16 protein-coding genes are annotated in these 25,171 nt (G+C 54.1%); 6 read left to right on the top strand and 10 right to left on the bottom strand.

Going from position 1 to position 25,171, the window contains the following annotated elements:
- Positions 1-51 precede the first annotated feature (51 nt).
- Entirely contained in the window at positions 52-2,061 is a 2,010-nt protein-coding gene (locus JKV55_RS03930) for a CocE/NonD family hydrolase (RefSeq protein ID WP_202082447.1), read from the bottom strand.
- The gene (locus JKV55_RS03925; protein WP_202082446.1) at positions 2,045-3,631 is read right to left on the bottom strand and encodes a BCCT family transporter; all 1,587 of its coding nucleotides are present in this window, start codon (positions 3,629-3,631) and stop codon (positions 2,045-2,047) included. Before JKV55_RS03925 ends, JKV55_RS03930 begins: the two co-directional genes overlap by 17 nt.
- Positions 3,632-4,088: 457 nt before the next feature.
- On the opposite strand from JKV55_RS03925, the gene JKV55_RS19880 reads away from it, so the two are divergent.
- Entirely contained in the window at positions 4,089-4,268 is a 180-nt protein-coding gene (locus tag JKV55_RS19880; protein WP_237332656.1) for a hypothetical protein, read from the top strand.
- Here JKV55_RS19880 and JKV55_RS03915 read toward each other — a convergent pair.
- The 4 genes from JKV55_RS03915 to JKV55_RS03900 all read right to left on the bottom strand — a co-directional run bounded on the left by JKV55_RS03915 (position 4,263) and on the right by JKV55_RS03900 (position 8,851).
- On the bottom strand, positions 4,263-4,676 hold the full coding sequence (locus tag JKV55_RS03915) for a RidA family protein (protein WP_202082445.1): 414 nt from the start codon (positions 4,674-4,676) through the stop codon (positions 4,263-4,265). The genes JKV55_RS19880 and JKV55_RS03915 overlap by 6 nt on opposite strands.
- A gap of 95 nt (positions 4,677-4,771) precedes the next feature.
- Positions 4,772-6,334, bottom strand: coding sequence for a BCCT family transporter (locus JKV55_RS03910; protein ID WP_237332655.1), 1,563 nt, complete (start codon positions 6,332-6,334; stop codon positions 4,772-4,774).
- A gap of 47 nt (positions 6,335-6,381) precedes the next feature.
- A complete protein-coding gene (locus JKV55_RS03905; protein ID WP_202082444.1) occupies positions 6,382-7,395 on the bottom strand; it encodes a dipeptidase in 1,014 nt (337 codons plus the stop codon).
- Between the two features lie 13 nt (positions 7,396-7,408).
- Positions 7,409-8,851 carry an aldehyde dehydrogenase family protein gene (locus JKV55_RS03900; protein WP_202082443.1) on the bottom strand — a complete coding sequence of 481 codons (1,443 nt, stop codon included), beginning with the start codon at positions 8,849-8,851 and terminating at the stop codon, positions 7,409-7,411.
- Between the two features lie 94 nt (positions 8,852-8,945).
- On the opposite strand from JKV55_RS03900, the gene JKV55_RS03895 reads away from it, so the two are divergent.
- The 4 genes from JKV55_RS03895 (at position 8,946) to JKV55_RS03880 (ending at position 13,963) form a co-directional block, all read left to right on the top strand.
- Positions 8,946-9,836, top strand: coding sequence for a LysR family transcriptional regulator (locus tag JKV55_RS03895; protein ID WP_202082442.1), 891 nt, complete (start codon positions 8,946-8,948; stop codon positions 9,834-9,836).
- 434 nt (positions 9,837-10,270) lie between these two features.
- Complete coding sequence (locus JKV55_RS03890; protein WP_202082441.1) at positions 10,271-12,010, top strand: hypothetical protein; 1,740 nt, start codon at positions 10,271-10,273, stop codon at positions 12,008-12,010.
- Positions 11,991-12,737, top strand: coding sequence for a DUF3726 domain-containing protein (locus JKV55_RS03885; protein ID WP_202082440.1), 747 nt, complete (start codon positions 11,991-11,993; stop codon positions 12,735-12,737). The genes JKV55_RS03890 and JKV55_RS03885 overlap by 20 nt, the downstream gene beginning before the upstream one ends.
- 497 nt (positions 12,738-13,234) lie before the next feature.
- Positions 13,235-13,963: a sulfite exporter TauE/SafE family protein gene (locus tag JKV55_RS03880; protein ID WP_202082439.1), complete on the top strand. Its 729-nt coding sequence runs from the start codon at positions 13,235-13,237 to the stop codon at positions 13,961-13,963.
- Between the two features lie 392 nt (positions 13,964-14,355).
- On the opposite strand, the gene JKV55_RS03875 is transcribed toward JKV55_RS03880, so the two are convergent.
- Together JKV55_RS03875 and JKV55_RS03870 are read right to left on the bottom strand one after the other, a co-directional pair.
- Positions 14,356-17,775, bottom strand: a complete 3,420-nt coding sequence (locus JKV55_RS03875) for a DEAD/DEAH box helicase family protein (protein ID WP_202082438.1) — start codon at positions 17,773-17,775, stop codon at positions 14,356-14,358.
- 9 nt (positions 17,776-17,784) lie between these two features.
- Positions 17,785-21,261 (bottom strand): site-specific DNA-methyltransferase, encoded by a 3,477-nt coding sequence (locus JKV55_RS03870; RefSeq protein WP_202082437.1) that lies wholly within the window; start codon positions 21,259-21,261, stop codon positions 17,785-17,787.
- A gap of 150 nt (positions 21,262-21,411) precedes the next feature.
- Here JKV55_RS03870 and JKV55_RS03865 point away from each other — a divergent pair, with 150 nt between their 5' ends.
- Positions 21,412-21,579 carry a hypothetical protein gene (locus JKV55_RS03865; protein ID WP_202082436.1) on the top strand — a complete coding sequence of 56 codons (168 nt, stop codon included), beginning with the start codon at positions 21,412-21,414 and terminating at the stop codon, positions 21,577-21,579.
- Positions 21,580-21,585: 6 nt separating this feature from the next.
- Here JKV55_RS03865 and JKV55_RS03860 read toward each other — a convergent pair whose 3' ends face one another.
- Both JKV55_RS03860 and JKV55_RS03855 read right to left on the bottom strand, forming a co-directional pair.
- The gene (locus JKV55_RS03860) at positions 21,586-22,203 is read right to left on the bottom strand and encodes a Fic/DOC family protein (protein ID WP_202082435.1); all 618 of its coding nucleotides are present in this window, start codon (positions 22,201-22,203) and stop codon (positions 21,586-21,588) included.
- Positions 22,204-22,213: 10 nt separating this feature from the next.
- Positions 22,214-25,096, bottom strand: coding sequence for an SNF2-related protein (locus JKV55_RS03855; RefSeq protein ID WP_202082434.1), 2,883 nt, complete (start codon positions 25,094-25,096; stop codon positions 22,214-22,216).
- Positions 25,097-25,171: the final 75 nt, after the last annotated feature.

Genomic DNA, 25,171 nt, shown 5'->3' with positions numbered 1-25,171 from the left:
ATTTGCCCGGAGTATACGGCCTTTGGTCGGTGCTGTTAACGCTAGCAGCGGCTATTGAGCAAGGCGCGGTACTTTTTGTTGCCAGTTTTTCTGATGTTGCTGTTCTCCATTCAACCAGGCGGTTTGCTTGGCATCAAGGTAGAAGTATTGTGCGTCGCAGCTCATGTGCAGTTCGCTTTCCACTTTTACTTCCCAGTTGTTCCGGCCGGCGCAGTAAAACCACTTAATATCAGCCCGGGTAGCGTTGGGATCCCAGGGACGACTACGGTATTCCTCAACGACCTCTTGTTCAACCCGCAGGCCATGATTCAGAAACTGGTGACAACCCAGATCGTCGTGCACCCTTACGCAAATTTCGCCAGTTGCCACGTCCTCGACAATGGTTCGGGATGGACTGGTAGGCCGCAATTGCTCCAGAGCCACGGGCTCGGCGGCTTCCGGTGGCTGGAAGGGGTTGGTGATAGTGTTACCGGCAAAAGTGGGCAGCAGCAACTGCTGGCAACTTGATTCCAGGGTAAAGGTGGTTAGCTTGGGGCTGGTCCATACCAGAGGGAAGGAGGCGGTAGCAATGGAGATGCGCAGCCGGTGTCCGGCGGGCAGACGGTGCCCAATCAAGTTCAGCTCCACTTCAATATCCATGGGCTCTCCGGGCACCGGTGGTTCCAGCGTGGCAGGGCTATTGCGCAGTGCAAGATTGAGTGTGCCATAGCAAATCATGGCTACTTGACCGTTGGGCGCCACGTCATTCAGTCGCACAGTAATCTGACCACAGTTTTGATCAACATGGCCGCGCAGCCGTAGGCGCGGGCGGCCAAGAATGTTGATGGACGTCTGCAGGGGCTCGCTGGTAAAGCACAGGGAGTGAGCGTCGTCTCGGCGCTGATCGGTAGCAAAGTCCGGTCCGTACCAAAAACCGCAATATTCGCCATGATGGGTACCGGTGGTCAACGGTGAACAAACGGAAAGGGCAGATTGCAGGGGTTCTTCTCCTATTTTCAGACCGTTATCGGTAAGGCTAAAGCACTGCTCTGCGATGTACCTGCTGGGCCAGCCTTCGGTTTGTACCCATGCTCCGGGACGTTCCTTGTACATGGGGGCAGGGGGCAGGCTGTCTTGCAGATAGAAGGTACAGACAGGCTCGTCCATGATGCCGGTATCCATTCCTTTCAACCAGTAGTCCCACCAGCGCAGGGCTTCCTGTAAGAATCCAATAGCCGGATCGGGAATGGCAAAATGGGGATATTTGTGTATCCAAGGGCCAATCAGCGCCTTTTTGGGACCGGGCAAGTATTCCATGAAGCGCGGAATGCTGTTGATGTAGGAATCCCCCCAGCCGCTGATACAGTACACGGCCGCTTCTATGTCTTGGTAGTTTTCACATACCGAGCCATGAGCCCAGAACGAATCTCTCAGTGGATGCTCCAACCAGTTGGCTGCCAGTAGTGGCATGTTTTCCAGCCGTTGTTGCCACAGGGGTTGCCAGTTTTCTCCCACCAGACGAGGGTCGGGTGCCGCAGCAGAAAAGTTAAGCATGGTGGCGGCCCAAGCCTGGTTTTCCAGTAACAGGTTGCCGCCCTTATAGTGAATATCGTCGGCGTAACGATCGTCGGTGGAGCAGAGAGTAATGATGGCTTTGAGCGCTTTGGGCTTGCGTGCTGCTACTTGCAGGCTATTGAAGCCACCCCAGGATATGCCCATCATGCCCAGGTTGCCGTTGCACCAGGGCTGTTGGCAAATCCAGTCGATGATCTCCAGGGCATCATCCTGTTCTTGTGGCAGATACTCATCCAGCATCAAGCCATCCGACTCGCCATTGCCACGAATATCAACTCGCACGCAGGCATAGCCATGGCCGGCCAGGTAAGGATGAGTCAGCGCATCGCGCACTGCGGTGCCGTCCAGCTTGCGATAGGGCAGATATTCCAGAATGGCCGGTACCGGAGCATGCTCCGCATCTTCAGGCAGCCAGATTCGGGCGGCCAGTCTAGTGCCATCTGCCAACGGAATCATCAGGTGTTCTATCTCGCGCACGGGATGAGGAAAATTACGCTTGATGTGCATGGGGTTGTTTTCCTTCGCAAGAGGATGAATAAGTTACTGCTTGGGTGGCGGCGGCTGTTGTGAGCAGGGCTGGGTTTTTCAGCCATTTCCATAACGATATGCTGCTGAAAAGAATGATGAACAAGGCTGGTATTCCGCCCAGGTTAGAAAGCATTTTTACGCCGTCCAACCCTACAAACGAGACCATAACCCAAGACACTATACCGATGATGGAGCCCCAAAGTACCTTCATCGACAGGCCGGTGTTGAGGTCACTTTCGGCGGTTAATCCACGCGTACAGAGGCCCCCAATGGCATCGGTGTTGGAGTCGGCTGCGGTTACATACGAGATGTAGGCGATAAACAGCAGTATGGGTGCTATCAATTTGGTGCCCGATAATTGTTCGAACAGATAATAAAGAACATGTTCCACTCCTTGGTTATTGAGCACGTCGTTCAAACCAATGCTCTGGTGCATGTCCATGTAAATCGCGGTGCCTGAGAATATGCAAATCCAGACGATGGCAAATATAGAGGGGTAAACCAGGTTGATGTGGATGAACTCTCGTACTGTGTAGCCTCTGGCTATTTTGCCCAGGAACAGTGCTGTGACCGGCGCCCATGCAAACCAGACAGCCCAGTAGAACACGGTCCACCACTGGGGCCAGGGGTCACCAGCGGCCACGCCGTTAAACAGGCTGCGGCTGAAAAAGGTGTCTAGATACACGCCGATAGATTCGCTACCAAGCGAAATAACAAAGGCTGTTGGCCCCAGCAGAAGCATGGTAATACCCAGAAACAGCAGTAACCAAGCGTTGAGTGCTGATAGACGGGCTATGCCTTTTTTAAGGCCGCTAGCGGCGGAAAGGACAAAGGTGGTGACGATAATGGCGATAACCACCCCCAGGCGAAGCGGGCTGGTTTCTCCCCCCATATACTGGCCTATACCACCGGCTATGGTCAGGGCGCCTGTTCCCAATGACGAAGCCATGCCGGCGACCAGGGCATAGAGGGCTATGGCATCTATCGCTGCCCCGTAACGGCGGCTGTTTGTCGCTCCCAGTATGGGCTCGAGCATGCTACTGATAGAAAAGCGTTTACGCAGGTTGTAAAAGGCCAGCGCGAAGACCAATGAGGGAATGGTGTAAATGGCGTAGGGAGTGAAAGACCAGTGCAGAAACATACTGGCCATGGCGAACTGGGCTGCTTGGGCTGAGCCGGCCTGCAGCTGGGCGCTTTCGGGTGGACCGTAAAGGTGATACAACGGCTCGGCCGTGGTCCAGAATAGTACTCCTACTGCCAGAGTGGTACAGAGGGTAATGGAAAACCAGCGAAGCTTGTTCAGTAATGGTGTCGCAGCTTCTCCACCGATGCGAATTCGGCCTAACGGAGAAAAGTAAACGACAATAGCCAGTATTAGCAGGTAAAGACTACCCAGGTTAAATAACCAAGAAAAGTTGCTCAGGATGATGTCATTTATTTTTCTAGTGGTATCAAGAAAATTTTCTAAGTTCCAATAGCTAGCGAAAAGAGCTGCCATGAGTAGTAAGAATGTGGGCCAGAATACACTGGGGCGGATATTGGTTGGCATAAAATCACTCCATGACGATATAAAAAAGTCCGTGGTTGTTTTTGTGTGTCAGGATAATTAATTCGAGTTGTCCCCCCTGGACCTGATGGTGCGATAAGTTTGTACAGTCTGTATGAATGACTCAATCAATATCTGGGTATGTGGTCATGAACTGTGATCATGAGGCCTATAGATTAGCGTGCTTTCAATGTCATTTCCGTGTGCCACACCGTGTCCGGCCTACTCAAGCCGTTGCACCCTGACAGCTGCTTTACCAGGGGCGTTATGCCCTGGAAACTCGCCGCCGGGTGAAAGAGTAGCTGAAAAAGCTGGGCGGCAGCCGCTTGATTCCGGAAGGGCTCGGCAAGCTTGGCGTGGTGCACCTGGTCACCAAGGGCGATACTGGTGGCCTTGATGGGACGCCCCATGCAGGAGCAAATGGTAGTGCTGGGCGACATGACCCTGGGGGGTAAACCCGGTGGAAGATCTGGCCGGCAGCCTGCAACTGGCAATGGACAGCGGCGGCCGCAAGGTGCTCTTGCCCATGGCCTCCGCCGCCGACATTCCCACCGTGCCGGCCGAGCTGTTCTCGAAATTCCAGATCAGCTTCTACGCCGACCCGGTAGACGCCGTGTTCAAGGCGCTGGGGGTATCATGACGCTGATGATTCCCTCTCTGGTAATGACGCAGCATCGGGATGAGCTGCGTAAGCTACTATTTCGCAGAGCATTTCTTCTCTGGCCAGGCCGGCGACTATCATTGCCGCCCGGTTTGGGTAGGGGGCCTCAAAGTAATCGGCATAGACCTTGTTGAACACGGGCAGCTGGTCGCGAGCGGTGACGTAGATCAGTACCTGGGTCACGTCCGCCATGGTCAGGCCGGCTGCTTCCACCGTGTGTTTGAAGTTTTCCATGGTCTGACGCGCTTGTGCCTCGATGCCTCCCTCGACTACCTTGCCTGTAGCGTCGATAGGAATTTGGGCGGTATAAAACTGGCCGTTGGCCATGATGGCCCATTCCAGTGGTGCCTTAGAGGCGAACAGTTTGGTTTTTACTGCTATTTTCATCGGTGTTCCTCTTAATTGAGCGGATTAAAAAAGAGCGGCAGTTGCCGCTCAAATATGTAGCTCTGGGATGTGGCCTCAGAGCGTGCTATGGCGGCTCAAAGCCCCTGTTTAGCAGCCATCTGTTTGATAATTTTCGGTGCGACCCATAAAGTGGGTAGCAATATCAGTGATACGGGCACGGCGGTAACTACGATGAAGGATTGCAGGGCCGAGATGCCACCGGAACCAATGGATATTAAGATGGCGGCTACTATCCCCATCATCACACCCCAGAATACCCTTACACTTGCATGAGGATGATCAGTGCCGGTCATTACCATGGATACGGCATAGGTCATGGAGTCACCTGTGGTGGCAACAAAGATGGTGGTGAGTACCAAGAACAGCACTGAAATGGTAAAGCCCATCGGCAACTGTTCGGTGATGGCCAGCAGGGCAGCGGGCAGGTTAAATCCAGTGAAGGGACCGGAAATACTGCCGGGATTGGCCAGTTCAAAGGCCAGTCCACTGCCGCCTATGATGGTGAACCAGAAACAGGTAATGATGGGCGCAATGATGGAAATTAGCATGATAATCTGACGCACGGTACGACCACGGGAGATACGAGCCACAAACATCGCCATCAACGGGCCATAGCCTAGGAACCAACCCCAGAAGAATACTGTCCACCAGTCCAGCCAGGCGGGATCGGCACGGAAGGTCGCCATCGGGATGAACTGTTCAAGGTAAGTACCGAAAGCGTGCAGATAAGCATCGATGATAAAGGCGGTCGGACCGAACAGCAGGATGAAAACCATCAGGAAGGCAGCCAACACCACATTGATATTGCTGAGTATCTGGATACCCCGGTTGACACCACTAACCGCAGACAGGGTATAGATGATGATCAGGCCGACCAGTATGGTTACCTGAGTGGTGTAGGTATCGGGAATACCGAACAGCTTTTCCAGCCCAAAGCTGATCTGCAGGCCGAGAAAGCCGATTGGCCCCACGGTACCGGCAACCACTGCCAGCACACAGCTGGAATCGACCAGGGAGCCCAGCCAGCCCTTCATTACCTTGTCGCCGAACACCGGGTAGAGGAGGGTGCGGGGCTTCAGAGGCAGTCCCTTGTCATAGTGCAAATGCATAAACACCACACCAGTCAGGCTGCCGAGGATGGCCCAGGCCAGGAATCCCCAATGCATAAAGCTCTGTGCCAGAGCGTTGAAGGCCATATTGACCTTGTTAGTTTCGCCGGCGTACAGGGGCGGTGAGGAGATGAAGTGAGCCATGGGTTCGGCTGCGGCCCAGAATACGCCACCACCGGCCAGCAGGGTGCACATGATGATCGACATCCACTGAAAGGTAGACTTCTCGGGGACGCTCAAGCCACCCAGTCGCACATTACCGGAGCGACCTATGGCCAGTACCAGACCGATAAAGAAGGTCAGTAACAGTAACACCTGCCAGTAGGCACCGAATACCTTGGTTGACACCGCAAAGGCAGTGTTTACCCAGCCGGAGACCAGCTCTATGTCATACAGTGCCATGACCACGAATAGCAGCAGGACGCCGCCACTGATTAGAAATACCGGTATATCGAGACTGGTCAGCAAGGTCGGTTTGGCGTTGATATCCTTATCCATAACCAGGGTTGCCTCTGTTTCGTTGCTCATGTTCGCCTCCATAATGGAACATCATGTACAGGGGAGCTATCGCTCCCTCAATAATCCTTGACGGCTAGCGGCTTCAAACCTGCGTCAAGCAAGTCAAGCCAGTTCAAGCCCATGATCTTGGCTACGTCTTCGGGGCTGAAGCCTCGGGCCAGCAAGCCCTTGGTCAGGTTCGGGAAGTCGCGGCTGTCGCGGAACCAGGACAGAGGACGGGGCCAGTCGGCGTTGGACTTGGAGCCTTCGCCGTAATCCATGGCTTTCGACCAACGGCCATTACGCATCCATTCAAGCACCGACAGCGGCTGGTTCTGACACAAGTCGGTACCGATCCCCAGTCGCTCCACACCCATCAGATCGGCGGTACGGGCGATCATGTCGCAGTATTCTTCCAGAGTGCAGTCCGAGCCGTTTTTAAGGTGGAAGGGATAGGCGCTGAAGCCCAGCAGACCACCGGATTCGGCCAGTGCCTGCAACACCTTGTCAGACTTGTTGCGCTTGGCGTCGTGAAAGCTCAGTGGATTGGCGTGCGAGATCACGATGGGACGCTCGGAAATCTCGATCGCCTCCAGGGTACTGCGTTCGCCGCTGTGGCTCATGTCCACCACCATGCCGACCCGGTTCATCTCCTTGATCACCTGGCGACCGAAGCGGGTGACGCCGCTGTCGACCGCTTCATAACAACCGCAAGCCAGCAGGCTCTGGTTGTTATAGGTCAATTGCATGATCATCAAATTCAGATCACGCATCACCTCAACCATGCCGATGTCATCTTCGATGGGGGAGCAGTTCTGTGCCCCGAACATGATGCCGACCTTGCCGTCGGTCTTGGCACGGCGGATATCGTCGGCACTGCGTATCGGCGTGATCAGGTCGCCGTGCTGCTCGAACTGGCGGTTCCATTCGGAAATGCGCATCAGGGTTTCACGGATCTGTTCGTGATAGACGATGGTGGCATGCACCATGGTGACCCCGCCTTCGCGCAGCTGTTCAAAGATCTCCCGGTTCCAGTTGGAGTACTGAAGACCGTCGATCACTATCATGTCGTTATGCAGTTCTCTGCTCATTGCCCCGTCCCCGTTATGCGCGGATATAGGTGGTTTTCACAACGGTGTAGAATTCCTTGGCGTAAGTACCCTGTTCGCGAGGGCCAAAGCTGGAATCCTTGCGACCACCGAACGGTACATGGTAATCAGTGCCGGCGGTCGGCAGGTTGACCATTACGCAGCCAGTCTTGGCATTGCGTTTGAAGTCGGTCGCATACTTCAGCGACTCGGTACAGATACCACCGGTCAGACCGAAGTTGGTGTCGTTCAGGGTCGCTAGTGCTTCTGCATAATCCTTGACCTTGATGACACAGGCGATGGGCGCGAAGGCTTCCTCACGGTTGATGGTCATGTCGTTGGAGGTGTTGGTGAATAGCGCTGGCTGCAGGTAGTAGCCTTCGGTCGCTTCGGTAATCACTTCACCGCCGTAGGCCAGTTTGGCGCCTTCGCTCTTGGCCAGTTCCAGATATTTCAGGTTGGACTCCATCTGGCGAGCATCTGCCACGGCACCGATATGCACGCCTTCCTTCAGCGGATGACCGACCACCAGTTTCTTCATGCGTGCGATGACGGCTTCGACAAAACGGTCGTGGATACCCTCGGTGACGATTAGCCGTGAAGACGCGGTACATTTCTGTCCGGTGCCGCCGTAAGCACCGCCAACCGCGCACTCTACTGCGTTATCCAGGTCGGCGTCATCCAGCACCACCAGGGCGTTCTTGCTGCCCATCTCCAGTTGGCACTTGACCAGGTTGACGGCGGTGGCGGCCGCCACCTTACGACCGGTTTCCAGTGAGCCGGTAAAGGTCAGGGCATTGATATCACGGGAATTGATCAACACGTCACCAACTTCGGCACCTGGGCCCATGACCAGGTTGAAGGTACCGGCAGGTAGACCCTGGCGGGAGATGATTTCGGTCAGGGCCCAGGCCGATGCCGGGACCTGGTTGGCCGGTTTCCAGACGATCGCATTACCGAAGGCCAGGGCCGGGGCGATTTTCCAGGCACCGGTCGCGGTCGGGAAGTTCCAGGGAGTAATTATGCCAACCACACCGACCGGTTCACGGCGGGTTTCAATTTCAACGCCGGCGCGTACGGAATCGGCGGTCTCTCCCATCTGACGCAGTACTTCGGCTGCGTAGTAATGGAAGAACTGGCCGGAACGATAGGTTTCGCCCACACCTTCGGCCAGGGTCTTGCCTTCTTCCCGGGCCAGGAGCCGACCCAGTTCGTCCTTGCGGGCGATCAGTTCGTCACCGATGGCCATCAGCACGCTGTAACGCTGTTCCAGGCCGCTTTTGGCCCATTCCTGCTGGCCTTTAACGGCGGCAGCGATGGCCGCCCTGGTCTGGGTGGCGTCGGCCTGAGCGTAGTGACCGATCACATCGCTGAGGTCGGCGGGGCTGACATTGGCAATAGCGCTTGGACCTTCAACCCACTCACCGGCGATATAATTACGAAAAACAGAATCAGACATGATAGACCTCCTTTACCTAATTGGATTCATCATAGGAGTTGTGCTTTAATAAATAAAATTAATTAATGATATCGATTGATAAGGAAGTCTTATCATGTTGCTGGAATTCAAGATCACTCAACTGCGCCATTTTGTCTGGGTCGCCGAGCTAAAAGGCTTCCATCTCGCCGCCGAAAAAGCGCATCGCAGCCAGCCGGCCATTTCACTGTCGATTCGCGATCTTGAAAGCAAGTTGGGCGAGGCACTGTTCGAGAAGCGCAACAGTCGTACTGCCAAAGCCGAGTTGACACCCTTTGGCAAATACTTTTTGCCCAAGGCCAAGGAGCTGATCGCCCATCACGATCTCATTGCGGAAGATATGACGTTGTTGGCCGAGCATAAGACTGGCCACCTGCGGTTGGCGTCCGTGCCCTCAATTGCCAGTCGTTTTCTGCCGGAGTTACTGCTGAACTTTATCGGCAACAGTGAATTACATGTCAGCGTATTTGACGATAACTCCAGTGCCGTACTGAAAATGGTGGAAAACCAGCAGGTTGATTTCGGCATCGCCAGTCTGTTCGATGAGCAGGAACAAAGCGAAAAACACTTTATTCCGGTGTGGGAAGACCATATCGGTGTGGTGTGCCCGCACAATCATCCATTGGCCGTAAAGGAGGCCTTGCATTGGCAGGAATTGCAGCCCTACCGGTTGATCCGCAACGGTACGTCCAGTTTGCTGGAGGACAGCGAGGCCCAGCCCCTGCTGGTGAACTCCCAGTACTACATTTCCAACATGATCTCGCTGATCGCCATGCTGGAAGCCGGCTTTGGCATCACCACCCTGCCCTGGTACGCTTTTCCCGCCGACAATGCCAAGCTGGCGTTTATTCCCCTGCATACGCCGCTGGTGCGCCGGCGTATCGGTATTGTGACCCTCAGCAATAAATCCCTGCCCCCGGCGGCCCAGGCGCTGGTCGATTTCATCCTGGCCAGTCATACCGCCTGAGCTGTTCCCTCAAGGGGCTGCATGTGCAACCATTGGTTAAAATTTACCCACCTCTTGTTCACTAGTAACCCTTTTTGATAGCAAAATTCAGGTGTCCAGCTTGCTATGTCTGCCGCTAAACATCAGTAATAGTACGGTTTTGTCGAGTTTTGATAAGTTATGCTTATCAAGCGATATAGCCTTTTAACTTGTATGGGCTTATTGCTTTGGATAAAGATGGCTGGCATGCGGAGAGAACAGGACAGTGGCTCGAGGAGTGATCCTAGGCTAGCCACAAACGGTTGGTGACGTTGAAAACCGGTTTGCTCACCTGATCAAGACTCTTTGGAAAAATGATCCGGTGCAGCTTCCTCTGGTAGCAGGACTGTTGTTACCAGCTGCTGAGTCCGGCGCATGGGACTGAGGGATATGTAGCCATTACGCGAGGATAGAAGATGATGAGGTTAGCTGCGATTAAAGCCTCTTTGACAGGCAGTAATGCCCTGCCGCTACGACCAGTCGGCCAGGTGATGGATCTAGAGCGGCTGGGAGCTATGCACCAGAGTCGGCTGAGCTTTATGCGTACCCTGGTGCGGCGGATTATGTTGGAGCGCTGGCAGATCGACACCGTCCGCCTTGAGCTGTGTGCCGACGGTTATGGCACAGTGATCTATGAAATTACCGCCCCTCAGGGCCTGTTTAGCTTTGTTATCTTTTCCGATTATCTGAGCTCGGAAGAGCGCAACGACAGGGTTATCGCCAGCAAATGGGATCTGACTATGGCGCTGGTCGAAGGTCGGGTTGATGAGGACTATCTGGAGTTCCTGCGCCAGAATGTCCCCCTGCAGGAAGCGGGCCGGGTGGACTCCCGCGTATTCGTATTGTCCCGCGCCAACCGCAGTGCCCGCAATTTTGATTATGTGGTCGACCAACTGGCCAGGGGCGAGCAGCCGGATGTGGCCAACATCGCCAAGGTCGGCTATCTGTACCGTACCACGGCCGTCTATGGCAGTGGCAAGCTAGGAATGGCCGACTGGGAGAAGGTCAGCACGCGTTATCCTGATTTTTCCCGACCCTTTGCCGCCGAGATGTTTGTCTGTTTCATGTTGAGAAATTTCAGTCTGTTGCAGGTAGAACATATTGCCGCTCATCGAGCTCCCCGGACTTTTGTCCCCATGCAACCTGAAATTAAACGTTACTTTGGCATAGGTAATTCCACTGGGCTGGGGATGGCACCCTATCTCATCAATCACCCCATGCTGATCAATCGGTGGGTGGAAATGCGCGAGCTGGCTCTGGCCTTGGTGCGCACCCTGGGCCATATCGACGGTGAAGTTTTCCAAAAGTTTGACTCCTTGCTCGCTCGTTGCTCACAGCATATGGCCGAAACCGTGACCGAGGATCAGTGGCAGACAACGAATAACTTGCGGGTTATCGACGATTTGTTCGCCCTGCGGCGGCAGGCTGAACAGTCACTGAACAGCTGGAATGAATTGCTGGCCTGGAGTGAACAACATTGTTCGCTGCAAGGACAGGAGTTGCTGGTATCCGTGATACTAGAGCTCTATCCGCAACTGGTAGACGGGTTAGAGGATTACTATTGTGCTGAAGAGTTTCTCGATCTGGACCCGCTTATGCCGCTACAACGACTAAAAGAGGTGATTGAACGTCGCTATGATTGGGCGTTGAAGATTGATTTTAGTGAAGAAGGGGCCCGGGATATTTTTTGGTACCGCTCGGAAGAAAAAATGGAACCACGTTTGGGCCAGTGTGCCCTAGACAGCGGCAAGGATAAACAGATGGCCCTTGGCGTGGGTTATGCAGTGTACAAATGCTATCAGCAGTTATGCCAGTATATCGAAGAGTTTCCGCAACATTCTACGGCCCGTTTTATGGTAGCCCAGCCCAAGCTACGCGGCATAGTGCGCCGCATCCAGAGCATGGATCGTTGTGTGTATGGAGATATACAGGCCAATCTGCTGGCGAAGGATATTCTGCCGATGCATTTACTGCGGGCCAAGCTGTCGTTCTTCGGCGTCAGTAAATTTGACCCCCGCTCCCGGTTGTGGGTGCGCAATACCATGTATCAGGGAGCCCCGTTACTGGAAGATATAGGTAAGATCTATCATGACGACTGGTTTATGCCCCTGGCACCGGTGAATAAGGAGAACACTGATGCAAGTGTCAATGAATGAACTGAAGGCGGCGCTGCGACGCTGCTTTGAGGCGGCCGGCTACTTTGTTGGTAACTATGAAGATGCCGCCAATATGGTGTTATGGCTGGAAAAGCATGGCCTCAACGGGTTGGCAGAACTGGAGCAAGCGCTACCCTATATCAAGTCGGATGCTGACAAGCCGCTGAGCACTGTGGTGTATGAAGACAGTACCTCAGCCATTATTGACAGCAACGGCCGCAGCGCCCTGAACTGCATCGCCGCCTCGGTAGACCTAGCCCATGCCAAGGCATTGGAAAGTGGCATTGCCACCATTACCGTGCACAACTGCCATAACCGTATGTTTGCCCTGAAAGCACTGACCGACTGCGGCCGGCGTGGAATCAGCGTGACCGCCTACTGGCAGAACGGCAGCAGGACGGTAAAAGAATATGCGGCAGCTATCAAGGCGGGTGAGCGTTATCCCAGTTTCAGCGAGGCGGTCACCAGTCTGGTGAACACTGATGAGCCTCAAGTGCTGACCATCGTCTGCAGCTCCCGGGTTGACCTGGCCGGTTCGCTGCAACACTCGAAGGGTAACCGCAATGCCCGCTATATCAGCCCTGAGCAGTTGGCTGAGCATAAGGAATACATCATAGATAACGGCATCGAGATCGACGAGGGACTGTGGGCCGAAATCAACCGCATCGGCGCCGGTATTCTGGTGGAAAACAGTGAACGATCTCGCCAGGGTGCGGGTGGTCAGTAAGAGACATATTAGGGCTGGATAGCGCTGCAAGAAAGTGTTTCTCATTCCTGATGCTACATTGATGAAGTGTTGCATCTATGCTTTCCGCGATATTTTAGGGAGAGACAGTGAAATAGCTGTTCAGAATAGTAGCCCACTATCAGCTGCTACCGAGTGAGGCTAAGCAGATCCTTCGCACCAGGGATAGCGCGGTGGGGATGGGATCACTGCGTGTCTACGCGCGGTGTCCGGTCGATGTATCACTATTAGGAATGGCTATTTAAAGTGCCGGAAACAATTATTATCACCACGACTGTTTTGCTATGAGTAATTTTTTCATAATGGTAGCTTCTGTGCCGGATATTTTTGTTGTGAGGTGATTTCCCTGTTCATGGTGGCTGTTTTTTTTTGAGCTATTGGATAGGTGTTTTTACTCACTTGTTGAGGTTGGGTTGCTATGGGTCATATTTACTCGAATATGATGGGTTGTTGGTCCTTGTTGTTTCCGGTTTTCTTTTATGCTTTATTCCTCAAGTGAAGCTTTGGCGTTATTTATTGTAACCTTTGGCATTCTTCTGCAGGCTTGGGTTGGCATCGGCTTTGGCCTGCTAGTCGCACCTTTATTATATTTGATTGAGCCTTCATATGTTCCTGGCCCTGTGCTGGTGTTGGGCTGGATACTATCGGTAATCATGGTGATGAAACAGCGTCATGGGCTGAATTGGAGAAGGGTATTCCCTGCAATTGTCGCTAGGTTACCTGGCTCATGGTGTGGGGTTTTGCTGTTAGTAAGTATTTCATCCTGTCAGTTGAGTTTTCTGTTCGGTGCTGTATTGCTGGTAGCTACATGGTTGAGCTGGCGAAGTTATACACTAACAATAACCACAAAAAACATGATTGTAGCCGGTTTTTTCTCTGGCCTTATGGGAACCACCACTTCTATTGGTGGTCCTCCCATGGCGTTGTTATATCAGCGCGAAAATCGTTTGGTTGCTCGTAATGAGATTGCTGCTTTCTTTTTGGTCGGGACTCCGTTGTCGATTGCATTGGTTGTATTCAGTCGTGGTTTTGAATTGCTCATGTTTCCGTTTATCATGAAGATGCTGCCTGGTGTTTTGGGTGGGGTGTGGCTTTATTCTAGGCTCGAAATGGTCGCTGGTAATGAAAGTGTTAGAGGAGTTGTTTTGATACTCTCCGCTTTATCAGCGGTCGGAGTGTTATGCCAAGGTATGCTTGGTTTGTTTTAGAGTTAACACTTTTTTCGATTATGAAAAGTCCCATTTATTGCAATGAGTGAACTTTTTGTCAGTTTGACTGAATAAATCCAACTCACCACTCCTTGATATTTATTCTAGCCATGCTCAAGAAAAGCGGAGTTTTTTCCGATTCTCTATTTGCTCACTCACAGAAATCACTCCCGTAGCTTGTGGTTGGTTTTCCGGGAGTAGTCCGATACTCACCGGATATTAGGTCAGAAATAGCTCATTCCTGTGAACAGGATCACCCTCTGACACGGTGGCTAGCTCACCCAGTTATAGTTGTAATGCATGGACTACCAACCGCATACATAATCCAGAGCCCTCATAAACTTGAGGGCTCTTTTTGATTGGCTTGCAAAGGTGAGACTAAATCGCTGTCGTCAGCGGGTGACCTTTTTCACCAGCTCACGGATGGCCTCTACCCCATCCTGCTCAAACAGGATGTGCCAGTCCTTTAGCTGTTGCTCCGTTACCGGTTGGCCCTGGTCATCCCGCCAGTCACCCAGCAGAGTGGCTTTCGGTGTATTGGAGATCAAGAAGGCATCCAGCTGAATGTTGGGGTTGGCGAGCCCGTTTTCTATCTCTTTTATGGTTTGATGGAACCTGACCTTGGGGCTTTGTGGCGTGTGTTGACGCAGCCCTTTGGGGTCGACAAACACCACATGCTGTTTGCCATCTCTAACCAGCCAGAGAATGAAGTCCGGGTAGAAGCCGCCATCCACAAATACCCCCACGGCCCCCTGGCCGGTTTGGTTTCGCAGCAGATACAGCTCGTACCCATTGAACACCTTCTGCTCCCAGGCCGACTGCAGGTCCTTGACGAACTGGGCTTCTCCCTTGTTAAGAGAAACGGGATTAACCTGAAAATCCAGCCCCTGAGTGGCGGCCACCAGGGGCTGATAGAAATGGCGTTCACACCAGAGCAACTCCAGCCCGTCCAGTATCTTGTTCTTCCAGTGGGAGACGTCTCCGCTGAGCAGCTTGTCGCGTATATTCTCCAGCTGCTTGATCAGTGACTCATGACGCAATGAGTCCAGCGTCAGGGTGTAACTGCCATCGGGCGATTTATCGGTAATGCCAAACAGGTATTTGTTGTTTTCGGTAATGGGGCGATATTCCAGCTTGTCGGCTTCCCACTGTTTGCGGCGGTAGCCGTAAAACATTTCGCAGTACTTGCGCAGCAGGGCGATGGCCATTTCGTGCCATAGGTCCAGTTTGCCGAGATCGCCCAGCGCCATCACCGCATCTGGCGCATAGAGTTCATACCAGCCGTGATCGGCCAGCAGGGTTGAAATATGCTGCTGAGTCAGCGTCAGGTTGGACCAGCGGCGATCGCGCTTGAACGTCAGCAGTTCGAAATAGAGTGCTTCGGTATCCATCAACGCCAGGTGCATGGCGGTAAAATGTTGGGTCTTTCGACTCACCTGCCGTTCCCCGGTGTTGTCGGTAGAAAAAGCGGCGACACGGGGATAAAAGTCCAGTTGAACCCGGGGAGGATTACAGAAGTAGTTAAAGGCGCTCTGCTCCCCCAACTTTAAAAACTCGCCGGGTGGCAGCAGTTCCACCTGTTCCGCCAGCTCCAGAAAGGCCGTGCCGGCACCGCCAATGGCCTTGCCGGCCACCGAGGGCTTTATGCGAATAACCGGAAGGTTGTTCGGCAGGTTTGCCATGGGCACCAGCGGCAGTTCATATTCGATCAAGCCGTGGTTGACCGGAATTTCCTCGTCCTCCAGCTCCTTGCGGAACTGGGCGATATAATCGGCCTTGATGCCAAACAGGTTCAGGGTTTCAAGAATGCCAATATGGCGTGGGCGCTCTAGGCCGGCCAGCTTGAGCTCATTCACCAGCTCTGCCGATCGCCTCAGGGTGTCCTGAAAACCCTTGAGGCGAACGCCCCGGCCAAACAGCTGAATAATCTGGGCGCCTTCGTTCTTGCCCACGTTCATCAGCGTCATGTTGGATACCCGCCAACTGCTCCAGCCCTCGGTAAATTTCTTGGAGCCCAACAGCAGGTTGATATTGGAGTTGTCGTTGTTGATGGTGTTGAACAGTGAGCTGCCAAAGCGGGCATCCTGGGTAATGAGCCCGTGTTCTTCGCAAAGCTTGGCCAGCTTGCCGTCGTCGCCGACGTTAATCACCCCGAAAGGGGTGTCGGAGACACCACCGCGCAGGGCGATCTCTCCCGATACGCCATTGATGTTTTCCACATACAGCTGGCCGCCGCTGCAGTGGAATATGCGCTCCATCATATCGTGATAGAGCTTGTCTGCCGGCTGAACCAGCTCCTTGAGGTAGTTGAAACGGCCATCCAGCAGGTTGCGGCCGGACGCGGTTTCCATGCCCTTGTTCAGCAAGTGCGCTATGGCATTGATGGTGGCTTCCCGCTGGCTGAGCACACGCTGAATAAATTGCAGCACCTGTACCATGTCCGAGGCTTCGCCGCTGCTCAGGGTGGCGGTAACCTTGGAGCTGACGAACACCCACAGGGGGCGGGAGAGGTTAAAACGTTTAAACAGCGTAGCCTGGTCATCAAACAGCCTTAACTGCTGGTAGTAGCTGAGCAATGAGGCCACCAGATAGCGGAACTCGTCTTCGCCATCGAGGTTTTTTTCCAGGTTGAGGATCTGCGACTGTTTGCCATAGCCATCGCTGTAGAAATGCCGGTAGGAGTAATCGAACAAAATCGACTTGGTATAGGTCTGGCGCAGGTTTTCGTGCTGGCCGCTCGACTGGGCGAAGGTGGCTGAGTATTCAAACGAAAAGCCATGGGCACACAGCTTCTGGCGATAGTCGTACCAGGTGCCGCCGCCGCTGGCGGTGCCTCTGTGACCTTCGTCCACCAGCAGCAGGTTGTTGCCGCCAAAGCTGTCCACGGCCACGGTTTTGGCTTTTTCGCTGTCGCGCAGCTTGTTGACGTCAATGACCAGCACCGGTTTTTGGGCGTAAAACATATCGCCGGTGGGAGAGAGCGCCCGGCTGCTGAACTCGGCCGCGTCAATGCCGGAAATCTCCAGCTCCTGCAGGTGCTGGCGGGTTAGGCCTTCGTTGGGTGTCAACAGGATAATGTTGTTGATGTCTCTGGCCTTGCCAAAACGCTTCAGGTAATAGCGGAACTGCTGAATATTGGCATGCATCAGCAGGGTTTTGCCCGAACCGGTGGCACTCCAAAAGGCAATGCGGCTCAGTTGTGGCCAGAGATCATCGTCCGGGTTTAGCAGCGCCAGCGGCTTGTGATTGTAGTTTTTTTCGTCCAGCCAGTGTTGGTTCCAGCGCTGAATCTGTGCATTGAGCTCGGTCAGCAGCTTGTCCGGCCGGGTAAAGAAGTAGTCCAGGTAAATTTCGGTGAACAGCAGCGTAAGGTACTGAAAATACTTCCATTCCAGCTCGGTTTCGCCGGCGCTCAGGCGCGCCTGGTTGAGCTTGTCGGTGATCTGCTTGATATGGCGATCATAGTCCAGCAGCTGCTCTTCGGTCAGCTTGATGCGGTTGGTGTCTATCTGCCCTGGGCCATTGTCGTAGTTATCGATAATGGCCTCGATGATGCGGTGTACCCCTTCGCTGTTGCGGCCGGTGACATCTCCCATCAGCTGAAAGCGATCCCGAAAGGCCTCCAGGGTAGCGGCTTCCCGCTGGCCGGTTTTGTCGACCGGGTAACGGCCGGATACGGCGTCGAACCCGAACAGCGAGAACAGCCACTGGTTCAGCACCAGGTGATGACGAAACTCCAGGCTCTGCTTCTGGCTTTTTTTACCGCGCACACCGCCGGTGGCGCGGCTGGTTTTTTGTGGTTCCGTTGCCATGCTGCCTCCTTAAAGCCCGTTGCCGTCGGTGTTGGCAAACATCAGCCGGTGAAAGGCTTCTTCAATCATCTGCACCCGGGCGTCGGTCATGGGTTCGCCACGGCGATTTTTGGGAATGGCGATATTGTGGTCGCCGTTTACATAGAGAATATCAACCGGGTCGTCCTGGCTGGCGGTGAGGCGAATATTCAGTTTTTCCAACAGCACGGCGTCGAGCACGGCGTTGTCTTTGAGCAGGCCCTTGTCCTGTTGCGCCAGCACCGAGGGCAGGTTGCGCCATACCACCAGCACCTTCTGGCCGGCGCGGTTAACGCCATATACGGTGCGGAACCACCACAGGCGGCTGCGCCGGTTTTCGTCCAGGGTGTTCAGCTCGGCATTGCCGATGTGCTTTACCCTGGCCTGCCAGCGGCCCAGCTCGGCCTGGGCGATTTGGGCGTCAAACCAGACCGGAGCGGCAATGTGCTCCACGGTCAGGCCCAGCAGGTAGTTGAAGGTTTCCAGCAGGTCTACCTTTATCGCACGGGTTTCATCGCCGCCGGCGGAGCGCACATTAAGCTGGTAGGCGGTGGGATCGGCAAACAGTTTGGTGTTGAGCAGGGAAGCGGAGCCCCGAGTTTCCACCTCCAGCAGGTAGTTCATCACATAGCTCTGGCGGGCGGCATTGAACTCGTCGTTATCGAACGCATCCAGCAGCGATTGCTGGCCCTTGCTGCGCTGCAGGCTCAGGTTGCCGAGGGCGTCTTCATAGCTTTCCAGACGAATATATTTGAAGCAGTGGGACACGCCATTGAAGCCGCCATCTTCGTTTGCCACGGGAGCACCGGCTTTCCAGTTATCGGCATAGACCACTTTCTGAATACGGGGCTTAAGCACGGTGTCGAAATAATCGCCCATTTCCACCAACAGATATTTACGCTCGCCATTATCCTCTCGGTTCAGGTTAATCACAGCATGGCCGGTGGTGCCGGAGCCAGCGAAGTAATCTAGAACGAGAGATTCTTTATTTGATAGGTAACGAATGAACCTTGCTACATCCCTAAAGTTCTTTGGATTGTCAAAGACTCTTGCTCCCCATAAAGCATCGAACTCTTGGGCTGATGTTTGAGCGTAACTATAATGAACAGATGGCATGACTTGACCATCGCCGTCAAAGAGATAGCTTATAATACTTGGAACCTTGTTGTGGTCAGTGCCAAATGAAATTTTTCCATTTTCATACTCCTCCCAAAACCTTTCTACAGTTGGATAACGCCAACCTGAATTAGGAACTTTACAAGGTAAACCTGTGCTTGGATGAAGAACTTCATAGCGAGGGCCACCACCACCTGGCCAGTTTATATTCCCATCATCTCTATATGGACCTTTTTGGTTCACCTTGTTGTAACGTTTAAGTTTATACTTTGGATCTGATTTTGGTATGTTATCAAACCATGCCATCCATTCTTTTTTGATGGATTCAAAATCATCCTTATGTTTTTTTTCTGCCCTTTCAATTACTTTTATAGCTTCATCTATCCCATCTTTTGGCTCGCGAAATATAACTCCATTCTGCTTCATGCTCTCTAGGTTTTTAGCGTAAACAAGAGCGTATTCATGGCCAATCGAGAAAAATTTAGCATCGTTTTTTCGATTCTTGTCCCATATCGTTTTAGCTACTTCACTAAAAGAAGAGTTAGTTTCTAGAAGCTTCGATATGTTGCTAACTTCATCGTCATCAATGTTTATGACCATGCAGCAATTTTCAGATGGAAATTGTTCAGAAAGCTCAATTCTATCTGTGATCATAGACATCCAACTGGATGATTGGTATCTATCTTTGTACGGAAAACCATCATCTCCAGTGTTATACGGCGGATCAATATAGATACACTTTACCTGCTCGCGGTAGCGTTCCTGCAGCAGGTTCAGGGCCTGAAAGTTTTCGGAGTGTACCAGCAGGCCGTCGCATTGCTGATCCAGGTCGTCCATGGTGGCCAGCAGTTCTGCCTTGAACGCCTCGCCAAAGTGGCGAGTGTCCAGCATCAGATAGCGATATTTGGCCTGCGCCAGCAGTCCGGCCGGGCCATGTTGCTCCAGATCCTTTTTCAGTCGTGCCCGATCCAGCCCATAGAGCGTGTTCCAATCCGCTTGCTGGGCGGGGCTGTCAAATACCTGGGCCAGCAGGGTGTCGTGGCCGGTCAGCCGGTCGAGGGTGAGGCAATACTGGGTGTCGGTGATAAACTTCTTTTTCAGCCACAGCTTTTTCTGAAAATTCTCCAGCTGAGCCAGAAAGGCGATGATGTTCTCGCCCAGTTTGCGGATCACCTCCACCTTGCTCAGCAGCGGCGCCAGCCGGGCTGGGTTGTGCTTGAGGGCGGCCAGGTCGTCCCAGTTGAGCAATTCGTTTTTGATGTAAAAGTCCAGCTCCCGGATAAGAAAGCCGCCCAGATCCTTGTGAATAAAGTAATCGAAGCTGTTTTTCTTGGTGTAGTTGTTGAGCTGACCCTGCAGCCGGCTGTAGTCGGCGGGCTCGCCATTGGCCTTGATGTAGAGCCGGGCCAGTTGCTTGCGCCACTGCTCGGGCAGCTGGCTGTCGTTACTTAGCAGCCAGTTCACGGCGCTTGCCACCAGCACACCCTGCACCGGCGGTTTCTTCTTGGCGGCGGCAGTGGCCTTGCGCAGCTCGGCCTGAATGGCGCTGTTGGTGTGCCAGTCATCCTGAGTGGCGGCGCGGAACACAAAGCGCAGTTGCAGCTCGTCAAACACCTGGCCCCGTTCGTCGGGCTCGCCCTGTATCAGCTCAAAAGGCCGCTCTGCATCCAGCACAAAGACCCGCTTGCTGGTGTCATTTTCCTTGTTGTTGTTCTGGGCGCCGGCTTCGGCGTCCACCAGTTTAAAATGCACCCGCATGGGGTCGGGCTCGGCGCTACTGGGATGTGGGTTCAGGCGAAAGCTGTAGTCACGCAGGGTTTCGCTGCTTTTAACGTAGTACTGATCCTTGTTGGCCCAGTGCAGTACCACCTCTTCCCCCTGGTAGGGGATGGCGTAGGTGCCGTTTTTGTAGACACGGCGGGAGATAAAATCGCCCTCGTCGTAGTAGCGGCCAAAAAAGGTGACCAGGGCATCGTAGACTTCGCCTTCTTCCCGGGCCAGATCGAAGCCGTCACTGAGCTGGGCTTTCAGCTGTTTTACCTTGGGCAGGGTGTCGGGATCCACTTCCAGCGCCTGAGCCCCCTGAATGGTTTTTTCCAGCTCCTTTTGCAGCTCGGCCTTGTCACTGCTGGCGAAGTTGGCAAAAGCCTCACGGGTGAGGCGGGGCAAGTCCTGCTCGATAAAGCGGTTAATGTCGTCTTTGCGGGCGTGCATGATGCGATACAGGCCAAAGTCCAGCTCGGGCTGATTGAGCTGGAACATCTCGCGCAGCAGGTCGGCAAACTTTTCCCGGCGCTGGTTAGCTTTTTGCACCTGGGTCTGGTTGGAGCTGAGGGGCTGTTGGTCGGTCATGCGTTATCCCTGGGTATTATTAAAATTGTGCTTATTCTGCGGGATACGGCGGACCAAAACCAGACGAAGAGGGGACAATCGCGGACAACTGCTGAAGATTCTGCCGCCTTTGTTATAATGTGAGCACTACTCAGGAGCAGGAGAGCCGCCATGATACGCCGAAGCAAAAGCGCCGCACGCAACCAACTCAGTCCGGAACGGATCCGTCGCTCCGTGGCCAGCTCCAGCGCCATTGAAACCGGTGAGCCCACCGCCGCCATCGAGGCCCGGCTGAAGTCCGGCAAGCGCCGTTTTCCGCAACTGACCCTGGCCGACTGAGCTGACTTAATTCTGCTGTTGTGCCAGCACGTCTCTTACCAACCGCTCCACGTGCTGGCAGTCTCCTCCTACCCCGGCCTGAATGGCCTTGAAGTAAAAGTCCTTGTGTTCTTCCCACAGCTGATAGTCCAGCGGCTGAAAGCCGGCCTGCAGGGCCATAACGTCGAGCAGCAACCGGGAAATACGGCCGTTTCCCTCCCGAAACGGGTGGATCAGAATGAACTCCACATGGCTCTGGGCCAGGTAACGGATCACGGTGTCTTCCGGTTGGGTGTTCAGCCCGGCAAGTTGTGACAGATAGTCTCGCTCAAAGGCAGAGACCAGGCGGGGAAGCTGATCGGCCGCGGCAAAATGAAAGTCGCCCTTGCTCATGTTGACGGTGCGCAGCCGGCCCGCCCAGTGGTACAGGTTGCCCAGCCACTGGTGATGCCAGTGCTGAATATCGGCAAAGGTCAGGTTGTCCCAGAGGTGTGGCAATACCTGCTGGTACAGGGCATCCAGCAGTTCGGTTTCCGCGTCCTCGATATCCTGCCAACGGGTCAGCGCAAGACGATTGCGTAGCACGCCGGATTCGCCCCCCGGTTGATATTCGGCTTCGTTTCCTATTGCATCGTACCGACTCATTGGGGCTCCTTCAGACCAGGCGCCAACGCAAGGTGAACAATCTCTGGGTGCTGCTTTTTTGGTGCATTTGTTGTTCCAGGGCATCGATATGGGCATCACGACGGGCTTCGATGGCGTCTTCCACATTGAAGATTTCCTGGCGTTGCTGGCGCTGCTTGCGTTCCAGCCGCTTGATGGCTTCTTGCGCCTCTTTTTGCTCTTCTATGGTATTCGCCTGTCGTGAGAGTTTTTTGGCCTGCTGTAGCTCCACCCGGGTATCTTCCAGCTGCTTTTGGGCCGAGCGCATCTGATCTTCCGCCCAGGCTTCCAGCTTGTCGCGCTCGCGCTTGAAGTACTCGTTGTTTTCATCCAGCAGCTTGCTGAGCTTGGCGTCCAACTGGCGCTTGGCATTTTGCTCCAATGAGTCTGGTGGCATCGCTTCGGCAAGGGGCAGGGGCCTGGCGTTAAGCAGGAACAGGTCGGCGCATTGCTCTGCATCCAGCATGTGGCCCTGGTCGGTAAAGGCGGTAAAGACCAGGTGCTCTTCGTTTTGAAAGCTGGACAGCTGCAGCTGATTAAGCTCCAGCCAGCCGGCCTGGCCGTGCAGTGTTTCGAGGGAGGACAGTTTCTTACTGAAGTCCGACAGGTGGAACTCAACCATGGCCGGCGCCGTGTCCAGGCGCCGGCCTGTATCCAGTACCCATTCACCCAGTGGGTGACCCAGGCGATATTTGTGAGCCTGTTCCATGGGCGCCAGTTGCTTGTTCTTGCTGACCAGCTGATAGAGGCCAACAGGCACAGACAGGCCGGCGGGTGGTTGTTCCAGTTGGAAGCTGAGGCTGGCCGGGGTAAAGGATGCACAAGGAGCCAGTACATGCTGGCTAAGGTTCCAGAACATGCGGCTCATTTGATCCAGCTGTTGCTGTGCTTCTTCATGTGTCAGCTTGAGCTTGTCGTGGATGTTGGCGTCAAAATGCTGGAACAGCTTTTCGCGGGTTTCATCCATGCGCCGGGCAATGTCTTCTTCCAGCTCTTTTTGTAGTTGATCAAAGGCGGCCTGGATCTCGGCCGGTTCACGGCATTCGTTGTAAATGGCGACAATGCGCTTTTCAATGTCTAGGCCGGACTCAATGCTGCCCAGTACATCATCGGAGGCGCCAAAGAGACCATCAAACAGCTGAAACTTATGGCTTAGCAGCTCCAGCACCCGTTTGTCCGCTTCATTTCTTTGGTTGAGGAAGTTGATCACCACGACATCGTGCTTTTGCCCATAACGATGACAACGGCCTATGCGTTGCTCTATACGCTGGGGGTTCCAGGGCAGGTCGTAGTTGATAACCAGGCTGCAAAACTGCAGGTTGACGCCTTCTGCCGCCGCCTCGGTGGCAATCAAAATTTCGGCATCGGAACGGAAGTGGTCAATGAGGGCGGTTCTCACATCCACGGCCCGGCTGCCGGTGACCCGATCAGTTCCCTGGTGCTGTTCCAACCAGTGTTGATAGATGGTATTGGTGCCGGGGGCGTTGTTGCTGCCGCTGAACAGGGCCACTTTGCCGGCATAGCCATGACGTTCCAGGTGGCTGGCCAGATATTCTTGGGTGCGGCAAGACTCGGTGAAAATCACCGCTTTGCGTCCGGCACCACGCATGGCCATTTTTTCAAGGCCTTGTTCCAGCGCTATAAGCAATGAGCTGGATTTGGCGTCCTCATGGATGCGGCCGGCCAGCTCCCGGTATTGCTCCAGCTCGGCGATTTCACCGCGCAGCTTGTCCGGGTCCAGGGTGATGGTGGGGACGGTATTGTCGTAGTCGGTAAACTCTTCGGCTGCTTCCAGCAACTCGTCGTCGAAATCGTCATCCAACAGATCCTCAGGCCAGCTGTCATCACGCAAGGCGGTGAGGCTGTCCTGCGCCTCGAGCTTTTTCAGGCGTTTTAACAGGCTGTCCAGAGTCTTGCGCACTGCAGCAGTGGATGAGGCCAGCAGCTTTCTCACCACCAGGGTGACGAGGTGGCGCTGCTGTAGGGGAACACCATAGGTGTCTGGGCGCTGCAGGTAGGCAGATACCAGATAGTACAGTCGAATCTCGTCTTCCGAGGGCTCAAACTCGTAGGTATAGGCCTTGCGCTCGGTGTAGGGCACATATTCCAGCACCTGCTTGCGTAAGGTACGGTGCACAAACTCCCCCAGTCGTGATTTGAGCCCGATCAGGTCACTGTCGCTGCGCATGTATTGCTGGCGAAAGCTGGCTTTGTCGCCAAACAGGTTCTCGTCGATGATGGTCGACAGGCCGAACAGTTCCAGCAGGGAGTTTTGCAGTGGGGTTGCCGTTAACAGCAGCTTCTTGCAACCGGCAAAAGTTTCGCGGATACAATTGCCGATGATGTTACTGTCCTGATGCGCATTTCTCAGTTTATGGGCTTCATCGATAACCACCAGGTCCCAGGGAATTTGGCGCAATTGCTGCTCCATCCGCTTGGCAAACTGGAAGGAAAAAATCGAGATTACCGGGTGGCTGAAGGGATCTGGAATCCCTTGGTTGCGTAGTGTTTTCCAGGTTTTGTTATCCAGCACCTGTGTGGGCAGATGGAATTTTTCTGCCAGCTCGTTGGACCATTGTTTACGCAGGGCGGCAGGACAGATAACGACAATATGGCGTTTGCGCTCTGCCCAGAGCTGGGCCATCACCAGAGACGCCTCAATGGTCTTGCCCAAACCGACTTCATCCGCCAGTACCACGCCCTTCACCAGCGGGTTTTGCAATGCGAATAGCGCCGCATCAATCTGGTGCGGATTGAGGTCGACCGAGGCATCGAACAGGGAGTTGCCCAGGCGGCCGACATCGCCGCCCCGCCGCTGGCGGGTAAGCTCAAATGCAAAGTACTTAGCGTGATAGTCGGTGATGGACGATGTCATGACGATTCCCTGTGTTCAGAGCAGTAACCTTCATTCTGTCCCAGGTGGATACTAAGCGCAAAGATATCCCCGGTT

It is taken from the genome of Zobellella iuensis (assembly GCF_016746085.1).
Taxonomy (GTDB): domain Bacteria; phylum Pseudomonadota; class Gammaproteobacteria; order Enterobacterales; family Aeromonadaceae; genus Oceanimonas; species Oceanimonas iuensis.
The sequence above is the reverse complement of the archived record's forward strand: the minus strand, read 5'-3'. Positions and strand labels throughout refer to the sequence as shown.